Raw genomic sequence first — 15,731 nt, 5'->3', positions numbered from 1 at the left:
CCCCGGCACAACAAGACGATGTCTCAATCGAGCACGTCAAAGCCACAGGGTGGATGCATCATGTTCCTGCACGTTCAGGACCCTGGGGGGTGGAGAATTGCTCACAACTGACGCTAAACCGACACATCCTCACCCCGAGAGCCCACTGTGTGGCGAAGGAGCGAGGCTGTACGCCTCCGCACTGAGCAACGGGCGGCTCGCGCGGGCCGAGGCTGAGAACGCACCGTGCCTTCTGGAGTCCGCGCTCGTCCATCCCGACCCGGATGACGCGGACTGGCTGCGACCCGTTCCACCGGCCACGGCACTCGCTCAGCGACTGCATCCGCTGGAGCGCGAGATCCAGGACCGGAGGCGGCTCGCGGTCGAGCTGACCGACACCTTCGAGCCATTCATGGCCATCCCCACCCGCGTGGAACCCACGAGCCACGCGATCACGGTATTGGAGGGCGAGGCCCGCATCAACGAAGCGATCGAGCAGGCCACGGCCGAGTGCCGGCACGAGGTCCTGACGGTCCAGCCCGGCGGCGGCCGAAGCGAAGAGAGGTTGAATATCGCGCTCCGGCGCGGGCAGACCATCCTCGACCGCGGCATCTCGATGCGTACCCTCTACCAGCACACCGTCCGGCACAGCCGGGGCACCCTCGCCTACGCGGCCTACATGTCGCACGGCAACGTGCAGATACGCACGCTGGAGGAGGTGATCGACCGACTGATGATCTTCGACCGCAGCGTCGCCATCCTCCCCGCGCGCGCCGACCGCCAGGACGCCCTGGAGGTCCGGCACCCCGCCCTGGTCGAATACCTCTTCAAGGTCTTCGAGCAGCAGTGGCAGCAGGCGACGCCCCTGCTCGACGAGGACCCGTACCCGCCCTCCGCCGACGGGATCACCGGCGTCCAGCGCTCCATCGCCCGGCTGCTCATCGAGGGCCACGTGGACGAGGCGATCGCCCGCCGCCTCGGCATGAACGTCCGGACCTGCCGTGCCCACATAGCGAAGATCGCCGCCGCCCTGGGCAGCGGCAGCCGCGCCCAACTGGGCTATCTGATCGCCCAGTCCGGCATCCTCGGGCAGGACAAGTCCACATGACCACCGAACCCCGGCACCCCCACCCGCACGGACCCGACGAGCTGTGCGCGGAGGGTTCCGCCCTCTACACCCGCGCGCTGCGCGAGGGGCGCGTCACCCAGCGGGACGCCGACTCCACCCCCTGCCTCATCGACTTCGGCCTGCTCCACCCCGACGTCGAGGACATGCGCTGGCTGCGCCCCACCGCCCCCGCCATCGCCCTGCCCCAGCTCCTGCGCGGCATCGAGGACCGCATCGCCCAGCAGCGCCGCCGCGAGGAGCGCCTGACGGCGATGTTCGAGCCCCTGATGGCGCTCGACGCCCGCCAGACCGTGGGCGCGGAGCACCAGGACATCACCGTCCTCGACGGCTTCGACCGGATCAACGAGGCGATCACCCGGGCCACCGGCGACGCCGCCCACGAGCTGCGCACCGTCCAGCCCGGCGGGGCCCGCTCCCCCGAGATACTGGCCGACGCGCTCCCGCGCGAGCAGGAGTTCCTGTCCCGCGGCTGCCGCATGCGCACGCTGTACCAGCACACCACCCGCCACTCCCTGCCCGCCCTGGCACACTACGAACAGCTAGACGGCGACGTAGAGGTCCGCACGCTCAACGAAGTAACCGAGCGCATGGTCGTCCTGGACCACACGGTGGCATTCATACCGGCGAGCAAGGACCGCACGGCGGCCCTGGAGATACGCCAGCCCGCGATCGTCGACTACCTCATCACCACCTTCGAACGGCTGTGGCGCCTCGCGACCCCCATGTACCCGCACGCGGCCCAGCTCCCCGCGGAGAACGGGGTCACGACCCGCCAGCGGGCCATCGCCGAGCTCCTCATCGAGGGCCTCACGGACACCGAGATAGCCGAGCGGCTCGGCATGAACGTGCGTACCGCACGCGAACACATCGCGAAGCTCGCCGCGATCCTCGGCAGCAACAGCCGCGCACAACTCGGATATCTCATTGGCCAGTCAGGAATCCTGAACCAGAATCACTAGCTGCTGAGCGTGGGAGCCGGCGGGGACCGGCGCCGGCGAGCCGTGAGGAGGGGCAGCGACGTGGCGAGGGATCACAGTCCGCACGGCGCCGGGGAGCTGTGCGGAGTGGGCAGGACCACGTACGTCCGTGCCCTCCAGGACGGCGGCGTCCCGGCCGCCGACGGCGACCGGGCCCCTTGTGTCGTCGACCTCGGGCTGCTCCGCCCCGACCCCCGCGACGCCTCCCGGCTGCTTCCCGTCGCCCCGTCCGTCGCGCTCCCCCGGCTCCTGCACGCCCTCGACGCCGACGTCACCGACGAGCGCGCCCGGCAGCGGCGGCTCGCCGAGGTCTTCGCCCCGCTGATGACGCTCGGGGAGGGGCAGTTCACGGGGGCCCGCTCGCCGGGCGCCACCGTCCTCAAGGGCCTGCCGCGCATCAACGAGGCCATCGACCACGCCGCCGCCGGTGCCAGCCGGGAGGCCCTCGCCATCCAGCCCGGCGGCAGGCGGGTCCAGGAGACCCTGGAGCAGGCGGTGCCGCGCGCGGACGGCGTCCTCTCCCGGGGTGGCCGGATGCGGTCGCTCCACCCGCACACCGGTCTGCACGCCTGCCCCGTGTACGCCTACTTCCAGCGGCTCGACGGCGACGTGGAGGCCCGCACCCTGACGGAACTGCCCGGACGGCTGCTCGTGTTCGACCGCTCCGTCGCCTTCATCCCGGCGGGCGAGAGCCGGGACGTGGCCCTGCGGATACACCAGCCCGCCGTCATCTCCTACCTGGTGACCACCTTCAAACTGCTGTGGCAGCTCGCCACACCCATGTGGCCGGACGCGGCCCCCGAGCCGCCCCGGCAGGGCATCACCCCCCGCCAGCTCGCCATCGCCGAGCTGCTCACCGAGGGCCTCACCGACACCGAGATCGCCGCCCGGCTCGGGATGAACGTACGGACGGCCCGGGTGCACATCGCCAAGCTGTCGGCCGTCCTGCACAGCCAGAGCCGGGCCCAGCTCGGCTATCTCATCGGCCAGTCGGGCATCCTCGGCGAGGGCCGGGCCTAGGGCGCGTCCGACGGGCCTGCCCGGCGGGCCCGCCCTAGATGGCCCGCTGGAGCGGCAGGCCGACCGCGCGCAGGGCCTCGCGCACCACGCGCTCCCCGTCCAGGCTGTCGGCGCCCAGGTCGAGCACCGCCGACTGTTCCCACCGCACCGAGGAGGGGCGCCCCATGCTCACCCGCCACACCACGGCGGGGGCGGCGCCCTCGCCCCGGGTGTCCAGCGCGATGTTCAGGACCCGCACCACGGAGACCTTCGCCACCACCTGGAGCGGGAAGTCACCGGCGAGCAGCTGTCGGTCGACGACCCAGGTCACCGGGTAGCCGCGGCCGTTGAGGTCGTCGGCGATCACGTGCACGGCGGCCGCGTGCCGGTCGGGCGTGCGGGACGCGTCCGCGCGCCCCGGCGTCGCGTCCCGGCCCGAGGGCTCGGCGGGCATGCGTACCCCGGCTGCCTCCATGTCGCCATCACCTCACCGTTCAGGGGCCGTTCAGGGCGTTCAGGTCCGGTCGGCCTCGAAGAGCAGGACCACGTGACGCGCTCCCCGCGAGCTCACGGGTTCCGACAGGAGCACCGTGACGGTACCGGGGCCCCGCGTGGGGTGCCGCAGCGGCAGCGCCTCCTCCTCGCAGCGCACGGACAGGTCGGTGCCGCGCCGGTAGATGGGCCCGGCGACGCCGTCGCCGAGGACGTCGTGGTGCAGCTGCGCGAGCGCGCGGTTGCCGGGGTGCTGGATGCGGGCGAAGCGCAGCTGGTTGAGCACGGACGGCGCCCACCGCGTCGACCACTGCACGAGCACGCCCTCCCGGGCCTGCGGGGTCAGCGCGACCCAGCGCAGCGCGTTCGCGGGCACCGCCCCCTCGGGAAACAGCTCCGCGAACCGGTCGTTGTACGCGACGAGGTCCCACTGGGCGTTCACCACGTACGCCATCTCGCGCTGGCCCGCGACCGCGCGCTGCCAGGCGGCGGCCGACGGCACGGCGATGCCGACGTCGGGGGAGAGCGGGTGCGGCGGCTGCTGGCCGAGCGCGAGCAGATACACCTGGGTGAACTCGTCCTCGGACATACGGAGAATGTGGCCCACTTGGCGCAGATAGTCATCGCGCGGGGAAATGCGGCCGCTCTCGAATCGGTGGTACGTGCCCACCGACCGGTTCATGAGAATGTCCATATCGGGCTGGGAGAGGCCGGTGACGCGCGGGCCGGGCCTGCGCGGTGGTTTGGCATTCAGCCCGACTTCCTCGGGCCTGATTCTGGCGCGCAGTCTCCGGAGTATTCCCCGCAGCCCGGTCTCCTCCACTCCTGCCCCCCTTCTCCGCGCGCGCGGGCACTCGGGTCCGCGGGCGCGTTCTCTGCACCATAAGCCCAAGGGCGGCACCGACCAATGGAGCCGCCCGCGCGTCCGGCGCGCCGCGGGACCCGGCCCCCGGCGCCGGTGGTCTCCGTGCCGCGCGGTGGCACGCGGGAAGGACGGAGGGCCCGCGGGGCGCCCCGCCCCAGAGCTGCCGTCGGCCTGCCGGGGCATCCGTTGAAGTCTGAATAATTGGCTGTGGAATGCTAGGAATAGCCCCGCCATTGAAGGCAGTTGCCGCGTTGGCAACAATGGCCACTCACGTGCCGCACCGGCGGGAGGAGCAAGGGGAGCGCCGTGCCGGACGGAGCGATGCGCGAGACGGACGCGGGCCCTTCGGCCCACCCGCCGCACGGCCACGACGTCCTCTGCGAGCAGGCGCGGGCCCTGTACGCCCGGGCCCTGCACGACGGCCGCGTCCCCGCCGGCGCGGCCCACGCCGACTGTCTGCGCCCCTTCGGCCTGCTGCGCGCGGACCCGGCGGGCGACCCGGCGTGGCTGCTGCCCGCCGCGCCCGTCGTGGCCCTGCCCCGGCTCCTTGAGGACATCGAGCGGCGCGTGGCACGGCACCGCGCCCGGGCCGCCCGGCTCGCGGCCGCCTTCGAACCGCTCATCCGGGCGGAGCCGGTCCCCGACCCGGACTCGGCGGCGGCGCACCTCACCGTCCTCCAGGGCGTGCCGAGGATCAGGACGGCCGTGCGGCAGGCCCTCGCCGACGCCCGCGAGGAGCTGCTCGCGGTCCAGCCGAGCGGCCCGAGGCCGCGCCTGCTGCCCCACGACGAGCCGTGGCGCATGGCCGAGTTCGTCGCACGCGGCGGGCAGCTGCGCACCCTCGCCCGGCCGCCGCGGGGCGGCGCGCCGCCGCCCCGGACGCATCCGCTGGGGCCCGCAGCCGACGGCGAGGCCCGCACGCTCGACGAACTCCCGCCCTGCCTCATCCTCTTCGACCGGCGCGTCGCGTTCATTCCGGCGGACCCCGGCGGCGAGATCTCCTTCGAAGTGCGCTCGCCCGCACTCATCTCGTACGTCGCGAGCGCCTTCGACATTCTCTGGCGGCTCGCGCGGCCGCTGTACCGGGAAGACGCCCCGCCCCTGCCCGACAAGGCGATCTCACCGGTGCAGCTGGAGATCGCACGCCTTCTCACCGAAGGCCTCACCGACACGGAAATCGCCACGCGCACGGATCTGAACGTCCGTACCGTACGCGTCCACATCGCCAAGGTGGCGCAGGTCCTCGGCAGTACGAGCCGGACCCAACTCGGCTTTCTCATAAGCCAGTCCGGAATACTCGAACGCCATTCCTCACGGCGTTTCTCACCCGGCCGGTGAGAGGGAGGACCGACATGCCCCCGGGGGACGAGCGGCACCGCCCGCACGGGGCCGACGCGTGGTGCGCCGCGGGGGCCGCGCTCTACGCCCGGGCCCTGCGCGAGCGCCGCGTACCCGCGCGGGACGCGGAACGCGCGCCCTGCCTGGTCGACTTCGGCCTCCTGCACCCCGACCTCGACGACATGGCGTGGCTGCTGCCCAGCGCCCCCTCGCGCGCCCTGCTGCGGCTGCTGCGCGGCATCGAGGAGGACGTGGCGCACGAACGGCGCCGCGAGGCCGAGCTGACCGCCGCCTTCGAGCCGCTGCTCGCCCTCGCGCGCCGGGCGGCGGAGCGGACGGCCGCGCCCGCTCCACCGGACCGTGGCGCACCGCCCAGGAGTTCCGCGATCACCCTGCTCAGGGGCGTGCCCCGGATCACCGACGCCGTCTGCCGGGCCGCGGACACCTGCGCCGACGAGGTCCTGACCGTGCAGCCGGGCGGGTTCCACCGCGTCTGGGACCTGGGCTCGGCGCCGCCGCGCGAACAGCCGCTGCTGTCCCGCGGCTGCCGGCTGCGCACCCTGTACCAGCACACGGCCCGGCACGCCTTCCCCGTGCTCGCCCGCTTCGAGGAGCTGGCGGGCGACGTGGAGGTCCGCACGCTGAGCGAGGTCACGGCCCAGCTCGTCGTCTTCGACCGCGCGGTCGCCTTCGTCCCCGCCGACCGGGACCGCGCCCTGGCCCTGGAGATCCGCGTGCCCGCCCTGGCCCGCTATCTGGCCGCGCTCTTCGACCGCCTGTGGCGCCTGGCGACGCCCCTGTTCCCGCATCCGGCGCCGCAGCCCGCGCGGGACGGCGTCACCGCCCGCCAGCGCGCCATCGCCGAACTGCTCACGGAGGGCCTCACGGACGCGGGCATCGCCGAACGCCTCGGCATGAACGTGCGGACCGTACGCGTCCACATCTCCAAGCTGGCCGAGGTCCTCGGCAGCACGGGCCGCACCCAACTCGGCTACCGCATCGGCCAGTCGGGCCTCCTCGGCCCCACGGACCCGGGCGGCCCCCGCGGATCCCACGGCCCCGGCCGTAGCCGCTGAATCACGAACGTCCGCAATTGCGGCTACTTGCCCCCGCCCCCGCCCCTTGCACCGCAACAAGTTGACGGTAGCGGAGCGTGGGCGCGGCACTGCATGGTGATGACCGCAGCGGCTCTGTTGTGGTCTCCCCCCGCGGGGTCGCGCTTCCCTAAGATGCCCCGGCCCGCCACGTTTCCGTGGCGGGCCGGGGCAGCCACGCGCCCCGCGGACCGGGCGCCTACGCCTGACCCGCCCACTCCCGCAGCAGGCGCTCGCGCAGCTCGCGGCGCGGCGTGCCGCCCTCGTGCGAGCGCCCCCACTCGGCCATCGCCGACAGCGTGGTCAGCAGCGTGGCGGCCCCCTCCGTGAGCCGGGCGAGCAGGGCGCGGGACAGGTCGTACTCCTTCTGGGAGTAGCCGTACGCCGCCGCCACGTACGCGGTCAGCTCGACCTCCTGGTCGGCGGTCTCCACGCACACGGTCATCGAGGGCGCGTCCTCACCGCCGCCGAGCCCGACCGTGAGCGCCATGTCCACCACCATCCCGACCTGCCGCTTCAGCGACTTCACCGGGACGTCCTCGATGCTCAGCGCCCGTACGTCGTCCCAGAGCCACAGGCCCGACTGCTGGTGCCCGAGCCCGGCCACCCCCTCGGGTGTCAGCCGGACCCCGGGAGCGAGCCCGGACGGCTTCGAGCCCACGTACACATCGCCCTCGGCGATCCAGAACAGCCCGACCATGGCCATGGAGAATCCAGCTTTCCCGCGGAAGAGACACGACAGCCTGCCAACTATAGGAGTGCGGCGCGCCGTCTATCGTTCCCCTACGGCTCCTCGCTAGAGTGCCCCGTCCCCCACGGACCAGCGGTTTCTCCCCCCACGTGTGCACCTCCCGTCACTCCTGGAAAGGGACTGCCAGCCGTGTCTCACCCCTCGTCTCCCTCCCCGTCTCCCTCCCCGCGAAGATCCCGTCTCCGCTCGTTCGCCGTGCCGTCGGCGGCGGCCGCCGCCGTGCTCGCCGCGGGGCTCGGCCTGGGCGCCGCGCTCGACACCGGGTCCGGCGGCGCCACCGCCGCCCCCGCCTCGGGCACCGCGCCCAAGGCCCCCGAGAAGCTCAGGGCCGTGTCCGGCGAGCGCGCCAACTCGGTGACCTGGGACGCCTCTTCGGGCGCTCGCACGTACGAGGTGTACCGGGCCGAGGCCGACGGCGCCTTCACCCGCCTCGGCACCGTGACGACGCCGAAGTACACCGACGGGCGGGTCGTACCCGACGTGCCGTACGCCTACAAGGTCAAGGCCGTCGGTTCCGGCGGCAAGACCTCGCCGTACTCCTCGGCCGCGCGGGCGGCCCGGGACACCATCGCGCCACTGCCGCCCGAGCAGCTCTCCGTCGTCACGCCCGACGACGGGCCCGGTGTAGCCCTGGCCTGGCGCGACGGCACCGAAGCGGTGTCGTACACGGTGTACCGCTCGGAGTCCCCGCACGCGCCGCTCAAGAAGATCGGCACGTCCACGACGACCTCGTTCCGCGACACCGGGGCCCCGGGCGGGGACCGCCCGGCCGTCTACTGGGTGAAGGCGGTCGACGCCGCGGGCAACGCCTCCAAGGCCGCCATGGCCACCAGCCGCCCGACCGAGCCGACCCTGCCGCCGACGCAGCCGCCGACCGGCTCGCCGTCCCCCGGGGAGCCGTCGCCGACGCCCGGCGACGGCTGAGCCGCACGGCCGCCCCGGCACGACGAAGGCCGGGCGCCCGCCCACGAACGACTCGTGGGCGGGCGCCCGGCCTGCGCGTGCCGGACTTCCGGCGGGCTACTGCTCCGGCGACCTCTTCGGCCGCCACACCACGAGCGCGCTCGCCTGCTGCACGTCCTGGTACGGCACCAGGTCGCGGCGGTAGGAGGCGTGGACCTGGGCCTCGCGCTGCTGCATCGCGGCGGCCGCGCCCTCGACGGCCGCCGACAGCTCGGCGACCCGGGACTGGAGCGCCGCGACCTGGTTCTCCAGCTCGATGATGCGCTTGATGCCCGCGAGGTTGATGCCCTCCTCCTGGGAGAGCTGCTGGACGGTGCGGAGCAGCTCGATGTCCCGGGCGGAGTACCGCCGGCCCCGGCCGGCGGTGCGGTCGGGCGAGACCAGGCCCAGGCGGTCGTACTGCCGCAGGGTCTGGGGGTGGAGACCGGAGAGCTGGGCCGCCACCGAGATGACGTACACCGGGGTCTCGTCCGTCAGCTGATACGGGTTGCGTCGGCGGCCGTCCCGCTCCATGAGGTCACGCTCCCTTCGCGGCCTTGAACAGTTCTGCCCGCGGATCGAGATCCGCAGTCGCCTTGCGGTACTCCTCCAGGGCTTCCTTCGCCTCGGGGGACAGCGTCGTCGGTACGGACACCTCCACCGTGACGAGCAGGTCGCCGGGGGTGCCGTCCTTGCGGGCGGGGCCCTTGCCGCGCACCCGCATCGTGCGTCCGTTCGGCGTGCCCGGGGGCAGCTTCAGGGTGACGGGCACGCCGCCGAGCGTGGGCACCCGCACCTCGCCGCCGAGCGCGGCCTCGGAGAGGGTCACCGGGACCGTCACCGTGAGGTTCTCGCCCTTGCGGCCGAAGACCGGGTGGGCGTCCACATGGACGACCACGTACAGATCGCCCGCGGGGCCGCCGCGCTCACCGGGCGCGCCCTTGCCGCGCAGCCGGATCCGCTGGCCGTCGCTGACGCCCGCCGGGATGCGCACCTGCATCGTCCGCGACGACTTCGCGCGGCCGCTGCCGTGGCACACCTCGCAGGGCGTCTCGGCGATCAGGCCGCGGCCCTTGCAGTCCACGCAGGGGTCGGTGAGGGAGAACCCGCCACCGCCGCCCCGGGAGACCTGGCCCGTGCCCACACAGGTGGGGCACACGCGCGGCGTGCCGTTCTTGTCGCCGGTGCCCGAGCACGCCTTGCAGGCGGCCTGCGAGGACATGCGCAGCGGAACCGTCGCGCCCTCCACCGCCTCCGTGAAGCTCAGCGTGACCTCGGACTCGATGTCCTGGCCGCGGCGCGGCTGCGTACGCGTCCCCGTGCCCGCGCCACCGCGGTTGAACAGGCCCCCGAAGACGTCACCTAGGCCGCCGCCGAAGCCGCCGGCGCCCGCTCCACCGCCGCCCGGGGCGCCGCCTCCGAAGAGGTCGCCCAGGTCGAAGTTGAACGTGCCGCCGCCCGCTCCGGGGCCTGGCCTGAATCCGCCGTTGCCGAAGAGCGCGCGGGCCTCGTCGTACTCCTTGCGCTTCTTCGGGTCGCCGAGGACGTCGTTCGCCTCGGAGATCTCCTTGAAGCGCTCCTCGGCCTTCGCGTTGCCCTTGTTGGCGTCCGGGTGGTTCTCGCGGGCGAGCTTCCGGTACGCCTTCTTGATCTCGGCTTCGGTGGCGTCCTTGGGGACGCCGAGGACCTTGTAGAAGTCCTTCTCGATGAAGTCCTTGGTGCTCATCCCCGACGTCCCTCCTTCCTCGTCGTCAGGTCGACGCCGACGCCGACCGCGACGCCGGGTCCGCGACCATCATGGTCGCCGGGGGCCCGGCCGCGGCCGACGTCGCCGTCCGTGTCAACGTCAGCCCTTGTCCGGGCCACCGTTCTCCTTGCTCTCGGCCTTGTCGGCCTGGTCGGCGGGCCGGCCCGCGTCCTTGGCCTCGGCCTTGTCCGCGACGTCGGGCGTCCCGCCCTCGCCGTCGGCGTCCTCGGCCGCGTCCGGCTGCACCGTCTGCGCGCCGGGCTGCGGCTCCGCCACCGCCACGCGGGCGGGACGGATGACGCGCTCGCCGATGCGATACCCCGGCTGGAGGATCGCGACGCACGTCGTCTCCGTGACGTCCGGTGCGTAGCTGTGCATCAGGGCCTCGTGGATCGTCGGGTCGAAGGGCTCGCCCTCCTTGCCGAACTGCTGGAGGCCCATCTTGGCGACGACGGTCTCCAGCGATTCGGCCACCGACTTGAAGCCGCCGACCAGCTCGCCGTGGTCCCGCGCGCGGCCGACGTCGTCGAGGGTCGGGAGCAGCTCGGAGAGGAGGTTCGCCGAGGCGATCTCCTTCACCGTCACCTTGTCCCGCTCCACGCGGCGGCGGTAGTTCTGGTACTCGGCCTGGAGCCGCTGGAGGTCCGCGGTGCGCTCGCCGAGCGCCGAGCGGGCCTGGTCCAGCTGGGCCGTCAGTCCTGCTTCTCGCATTGCGTCCCCGGCCGGGGCCGCCGGGCCCTCCTCGGTGGAGGGCTCGGCGGCCTGCGGCGCCGCTTCGTCAGGGGTGGCGCCGGAGGGGACGTCGGGCCGGTCGGCGTCGCCGAAGCCCGGGGTCTCCTCCGTCATCAGACAGCGCCGCCCTTCGCGTCACCGGGCTTCTCGTCGTCGACGATCTCGGCGTCCACGACGTCGTCCTCCTTGGACATGTTCGGCGCGTCGGCGCCGGGGGCGGCACCTTCGGCGCCGGCCGCGCCCGCGGCCTGGGCGTCGGCGTACATGGCCTGGCCCAGCTTCTGGGAGACGGCGGCGACCTTCTCCGTGGCGGTGCGGATCTCCGCGGTGTCCTCGCCCTTGAGCTTCTCCTTCAGCTCGGCGACGGCCGTCTCGACCTCGGTCTTGACGTCACCGGGGACCTTGTCCTCGTTGTCCTTGAGGAACTTCTCCGTCTGGTAGACGAGCTGCTCGCCCTGGTTGCGCGACTCGGCGGCCTCGCGGCGGGCGTGGTCCTCGTCCGCGTACTTCTCGGCCTCTTCGCGCATGCGGTTGACCTCGTCCTTCGGCAGCGAGGAGCCACCGGTGACGGTCATCTTCTGCTCCTTGCCCGTGCCGAGGTCCTTCGCGGTCACGTGCATGATTCCGTTGGCGTCGATGTCGAAGGAGACCTCGATCTGCGGGACGCCGCGCGGGGCCGGGGGCAGACCGGTCAGCTCGAACATGCCGAGCTTCTTGTTGTACGCCGCGATCTCGCGCTCGCCCTGGTAGACCTGGATCTGCACGGACGGCTGGTTGTCCTCGGCCGTCGTGAAGATCTCGGAGCGCTTCGTCGGAATCGTGGTGTTCCGCTCGATGAGCTTGGTCATGATGCCGCCCTTGGTCTCGATGCCGAGGGACAGCGGGGTCACGTCGAGGAGCAGGACGTCCTTGACCTCACCCTTGAGGACACCGGCCTGGAGGGCGGCGCCGATGGCGACGACCTCGTCCGGGTTCACGCCCTTGTTGGCCTCGTTGCCACCGGTCAGCTCCTTGACGAGCTCGGCGACGGCGGGCATGCGGGTGGAGCCGCCGACGAGGACCACGTGGTCGATCTCGGAGAGGGCGATGCCCGCGTCCTTGATCACGTTGTGGAACGGCGTCTTGCAGCGCTCCAGGAGGTCGCTGGTCAGCTGCTGGAACTGGGCGCGCGTGAGCTTCTCGTCCAGGTGCAGCGGGCCCTCGGCGGAGGCCGTGATGTAGGGCAGGTTGATCGTCGTCTCGGTCGAGGACGAGAGCTCGATCTTCGCCTTCTCGGCGGCCTCGCGCAGGCGCTGGAGCGCCATCTTGTCCTTGGACAGGTCGACGCCGTGGCCGTTGGCGAACTGCTTGACCAGGTAGTCGACGACGCGCTGATCCCAGTCGTCACCACCGAGGTGGTTGTCGCCGTTGGTGGCCTTCACCTCGACGACGCCGTCGCCGATCTCGAGCAGCGAGACGTCGAAGGTGCCGCCACCGAGGTCGAAGACGAGAATGGTCTGGTCGTCCTTGTCGAGGCCGTAGGCCAGGGCGGCGGCAGTCGGCTCGTTGACAATGCGCAGGACGTTCAGACCCGCGATCTCGCCGGCCTCCTTGGTGGCCTGGCGCTCGGAGTCGTTGAAGTACGCGGGCACGGTGATGACCGCGTCCGTGACCTTCTCGCCCAGGTACGCCTCGGCGTCGCGCTTCAGCTTCTGCAGGATGAAGGCGCTGATCTGCTGCGGGTTGAAGTTCTTGTCATCGATGTCGACCTTCCAGTCCGTGCCCATGTGGCGCTTCACGGAGCGGATGGTCCTGTCGACGTTGGTGACCGCCTGGCGCTTGGCGACCTCGCCCACCAGGACCTCACCGTTCTTGGCGAAGGCGACGACGGACGGCGTGGTCCTGGCGCCTTCGGCGTTGGTGATGACGGTGGGCTCGCCGCCTTCGAGAACGCTGACGACGGAGTTAGTCGTGCCCAGGTCGATGCCGACCGCACGTGCCATTTCAATGCCTCCAGATACCTACTTGAGTGGAACTGACTCAAGGATGCCCCACAGGTTGCCCCGAGTCAACAGAGCTGAGTCGATGGGACTCAACTCTTATCCCACCCTTACGCGCAACCCGGGGATCACGGAGAGAGACGGCCCCCGGCCCGGAAGGGTTGAGCGGAGACGAGCGAGGGCGGAAAGGGGAGCCTGAGCGACACAGATCACCGCCTGGCTGGCTGCGCGGCCGCACCGTATGTGGGTAGTCTCAGACGGACTGCATAAGTTACTGCTTAGTAATAGACGCCTCGCAGGCCTGAGGAGCCCCGAAATGCAACTCGCCGCGATCATCGTGTCGCTGGTCCTAATCGCGGTCGGCGTCGCGCTGTTCGGCCGTGCCATCCTGCAGATCTACCAGTTCGTGCGGCTCGGCCAGGCCGTGCCCGCAGGCACCCGGACCGACGCGCCCGCCGAGCGCACCCTCACCGTGGCCAAGGAGTTCCTCGGCCACACCCGGATGAACCGGTGGGGCATCGTCGGCGTCGCGCACTGGTTCGTGGCGGTGGGCTTCTTCTCCCTGCTGCTCACGATCGTGAACGCCATCGGCCAGCTCTTCAAGGCCGACTGGATCCTGCCGGTCATCGGTGACTGGGCGCCGTACAACGTCTTCGTCGAGTTCCTCGGCACCATGACCGTGCTCGGCATCCTGACGCTGATCGTCATCCGGCAGCTGAACCGGCCGGGCAAGCCGGGCCGCAAGTCGCGCTTCGCGGGCTCCAACACGGGTCAGGCGTACTTCGTCGAGGGCGTCATCCTCATCGTGGGCGTCTGCATCTTCATGCTGCACGCCCTGGAGGGCGCCCAGCACCACGTGGACGGCTACGAGGCCTCGTTCTTCCTCTCGTACCCGTTCGTCTCGTGGTTCTCGGGCATGGACGTCTCCACCCTGCAGAACCTCACGTACTTCTTCGCGGGCCTGAAGATCGCCACCTCCTTCATCTGGATGATCACGGTCGCCCTGAAGACCGACATGGGCGTCGCCTGGCACCGCTTCCTGGCCTTCCCCAACATCTGGTTCAAGCGGAAGGCCGACGGCTCCACCGCGCTCGGCCCGCTCCTGCCGATGACGAGCGGCGGCAAGGAGATCGACTGGGAGGACCCGGACGAGGACACCGTCTTCGGCGTCAGCCAGGTCGAGCAGTTCTCCTGGAAGGGCATCCTCGACTTCTCCACCTGCACCGAGTGCGGCCGCTGCCAGTCGCAGTGCCCCGCCTGGAACACCGGCAAGCCCCTGTCGCCGAAGCTCCTGATCATGTCGCTGCGCGACCACGCGCACGCCAAGGCCCCGTACCTGCTGGCCGGTGGCGGCAAGTCCATGGAGGGCGAGGAGAAGGCCTCGGCCGAGCAGCTCGCCGACGTCCCCGCCACCGCCCTCGCCGAGGCCGAACGCCCGCTGATCGGGACCCTGGAGGAGAACGGCGTCATCGACCCGGACGTCCTGTGGTCCTGCACCACCTGCGGCGCCTGCGTCGAGCAGTGCCCGGTCGACATCGAGCACATCGACCACATCGTCGACATGCGCCGCTACCAGGTGATGATCGAGTCCGCGTTCCCGTCCGAGGCGGGCACGATGCTCAAGAACCTGGAGAAGAAGGGCAACCCCTGGGGCTTGGCCAAGAAGCAGCGCCTGGAGTGGACCAAGGAGGTCGACTTCGAGGTCCCGGTCGTCGGCAAGGACATCGAGGACCTCACCGAGGTCGACTACCTGTACTGGGTCGGCTGCGCGGGCGCCCTGGAGGACCGGGCCAAGAAGACCACGAAGGCCTTCGCGGAGCTCCTGCACATCGCGGGCGTCAAGTTCGCGATCATGGGCGGCGACGAGAAGTGCACCGGTGACTCGGCCCGGCGCCTCGGCAACGAGCCGCTGTTCCAGCAGCTGGGCGCCGAGAACGTGGCCTCGCTGAACATGGCGTTCGGCGAGTCCCTCGACGAGGACGGGGGTGTGGACGAGTCGACGAAGAAGCCCCGGTCGGCGAAGAAGATCGTCTCCACCTGCCCGCACTGCTTCAACACCATCGCGAACGAGTACCCGCAGCTCGGCGGCGACTACGAGGTCATCCACCACACCCAGCTGCTCCAGCACCTCATCGACGAGGGCAAGCTCGTCCCGGTCACCCCGGTCGAGGGTCTGATCACCTACCACGACCCGTGCTACCTGGGCCGGCACAACAAGGTCTACACGCCCCCGCGCGAGATCATGTCCGCCGTCCCCGGCCTGCGCCAGCAGGAGATGCACCGCCACAAGGAGCGCGGCTTCTGCTGCGGCGCGGGCGGCGCGCGGATGTGGATGGAGGAGCGGATCGGCAAGCGCATCAACACGGAGCGCGTGGACGAGGCGCTCAGCCTCAACCCGGACATCGTGTCGACGGCCTGCCCGTTCTGCCTCGTCATGCTCACGGACTCGGTGAACGGCAAGAAGAACGACGGAGCGGCCAAGGAGTCGCTCCAGGTCGTCGACATCGCGCAGCTCCTGCTCGACTCGGTGAAGGCCCCGGCCGACGACCCGCCCCCGGCGGGCGAGGCCGAGACGGAGAGCGAGCCGGAGCCCGAGCCGGTGAAGTGAGCCGTACAAGACGGTCGTAACGGGCCGGTTCCGCCCTGGCGGAACCGGCCCTTCGTCGTTCGTGTAAACCTGTGGTGCTCATGACGACTGTGGTGACTC

14 protein-coding genes are annotated in these 15,731 nt (G+C 71.5%); 7 read left to right on the top strand and 7 right to left on the bottom strand.

Annotated features, from left to right (window positions below):
* Positions 1 to 97 precede the first annotated feature (97 nt).
* The 3 genes from MQV74_RS22270 to MQV74_RS22260 are packed head-to-tail and all read left to right on the top strand — an operon-like array spanning position 98 to position 3,105.
* Positions 98 to 1,087, top strand: coding sequence for a helix-turn-helix transcriptional regulator (locus MQV74_RS22270; protein WP_242720252.1), 990 nt, complete (start codon positions 98 to 100; stop codon positions 1,085 to 1,087).
* A complete protein-coding gene (locus tag MQV74_RS22265; RefSeq protein WP_242720250.1) occupies positions 1,084 to 2,067 on the top strand; it encodes a helix-turn-helix transcriptional regulator in 984 nt (327 codons plus the stop codon). The genes MQV74_RS22270 and MQV74_RS22265 overlap by 4 nt, the downstream gene beginning before the upstream one ends.
* A 60-nt stretch (positions 2,068 to 2,127) precedes the next feature.
* Positions 2,128 to 3,105 (top strand): helix-turn-helix transcriptional regulator, encoded by a 978-nt coding sequence (locus MQV74_RS22260; protein ID WP_242720249.1) that lies wholly within the window; start codon positions 2,128 to 2,130, stop codon positions 3,103 to 3,105.
* 34 nt (positions 3,106 to 3,139) lie between these two features.
* Here the strand turns inward: MQV74_RS22260 and MQV74_RS22255 are convergent, their stop codons facing one another.
* Together MQV74_RS22255 and MQV74_RS22250 are read right to left on the bottom strand one after the other, a co-directional pair.
* Entirely contained in the window at positions 3,140 to 3,559 is a 420-nt protein-coding gene (locus MQV74_RS22255; RefSeq protein ID WP_242720247.1) for a hypothetical protein, read from the bottom strand.
* 39 nt (positions 3,560 to 3,598) lie between these two features.
* Positions 3,599 to 4,165 carry an MmyB family transcriptional regulator gene (locus tag MQV74_RS22250; RefSeq protein WP_242720245.1) on the bottom strand — a complete coding sequence of 189 codons (567 nt, stop codon included), beginning with the start codon at positions 4,163 to 4,165 and terminating at the stop codon, positions 3,599 to 3,601.
* A gap of 582 nt (positions 4,166 to 4,747) precedes the next feature.
* On the opposite strand from MQV74_RS22250, the gene MQV74_RS41200 reads away from it, so the two are divergent.
* Positions 4,748 to 5,779 (top strand): helix-turn-helix transcriptional regulator, encoded by a 1,032-nt coding sequence (locus MQV74_RS41200; RefSeq protein ID WP_242720243.1) that lies wholly within the window; start codon positions 4,748 to 4,750, stop codon positions 5,777 to 5,779.
* A gap of 14 nt (positions 5,780 to 5,793) precedes the next feature.
* Positions 5,794 to 6,855 carry a helix-turn-helix transcriptional regulator gene (locus MQV74_RS22240; protein WP_242720241.1) on the top strand — a complete coding sequence of 354 codons (1,062 nt, stop codon included), beginning with the start codon at positions 5,794 to 5,796 and terminating at the stop codon, positions 6,853 to 6,855.
* Positions 6,856 to 7,072: 217 nt separating this feature from the next.
* Here the strand turns inward: MQV74_RS22240 and MQV74_RS22235 are convergent, their stop codons facing one another.
* Entirely contained in the window at positions 7,073 to 7,579 is a 507-nt protein-coding gene (locus MQV74_RS22235) for a hypothetical protein (protein WP_242720239.1), read from the bottom strand.
* Positions 7,580 to 7,819: 240 nt separating this feature from the next.
* Between MQV74_RS22235 and MQV74_RS22230 the strand changes: the two genes are divergently transcribed.
* Positions 7,820 to 8,548: a fibronectin type III domain-containing protein gene (locus MQV74_RS22230; protein WP_242720237.1), complete on the top strand. Its 729-nt coding sequence runs from the start codon at positions 7,820 to 7,822 to the stop codon at positions 8,546 to 8,548.
* A gap of 96 nt (positions 8,549 to 8,644) precedes the next feature.
* On the opposite strand, the gene MQV74_RS22225 is transcribed toward MQV74_RS22230, so the two are convergent.
* The 4 genes from MQV74_RS22225 to dnaK form a co-directional block, all read right to left on the bottom strand.
* The gene (locus MQV74_RS22225) at positions 8,645 to 9,100 is read right to left on the bottom strand and encodes a heat shock protein transcriptional repressor HspR (RefSeq protein WP_030682652.1); all 456 of its coding nucleotides are present in this window, start codon (positions 9,098 to 9,100) and stop codon (positions 8,645 to 8,647) included.
* Between the two features lie 4 nt (positions 9,101 to 9,104).
* On the bottom strand, positions 9,105 to 10,292 hold the full coding sequence (dnaJ, locus tag MQV74_RS22220; protein ID WP_242720235.1) for a molecular chaperone DnaJ: 1,188 nt from the start codon (positions 10,290 to 10,292) through the stop codon (positions 9,105 to 9,107).
* Positions 10,293 to 10,412: 120 nt separating this feature from the next.
* The gene (gene grpE, locus MQV74_RS22215) at positions 10,413 to 11,159 is read right to left on the bottom strand and encodes a nucleotide exchange factor GrpE (protein WP_242720233.1); all 747 of its coding nucleotides are present in this window, start codon (positions 11,157 to 11,159) and stop codon (positions 10,413 to 10,415) included.
* Positions 11,159 to 13,027, bottom strand: a complete 1,869-nt coding sequence (gene dnaK, locus MQV74_RS22210; RefSeq protein WP_242720231.1) for a molecular chaperone DnaK — start codon at positions 13,025 to 13,027, stop codon at positions 11,159 to 11,161. Before dnaK ends, grpE begins: the two co-directional genes overlap by 1 nt.
* A 313-nt stretch (positions 13,028 to 13,340) precedes the next feature.
* On the opposite strand from dnaK, the gene MQV74_RS22205 reads away from it, so the two are divergent.
* Positions 13,341 to 15,632, top strand: a complete 2,292-nt coding sequence (locus MQV74_RS22205) for a (Fe-S)-binding protein (RefSeq protein ID WP_242720229.1) — start codon at positions 13,341 to 13,343, stop codon at positions 15,630 to 15,632.
* Positions 15,633 to 15,731: the final 99 nt, after the last annotated feature.

Source organism: Streptomyces sp. AN091965 (assembly GCF_022698285.1).
GTDB lineage: Bacteria > Actinomycetota > Actinomycetes > Streptomycetales > Streptomycetaceae > Streptomyces.
This window is presented reverse-complemented; position numbering and strand designations above follow the sequence as displayed.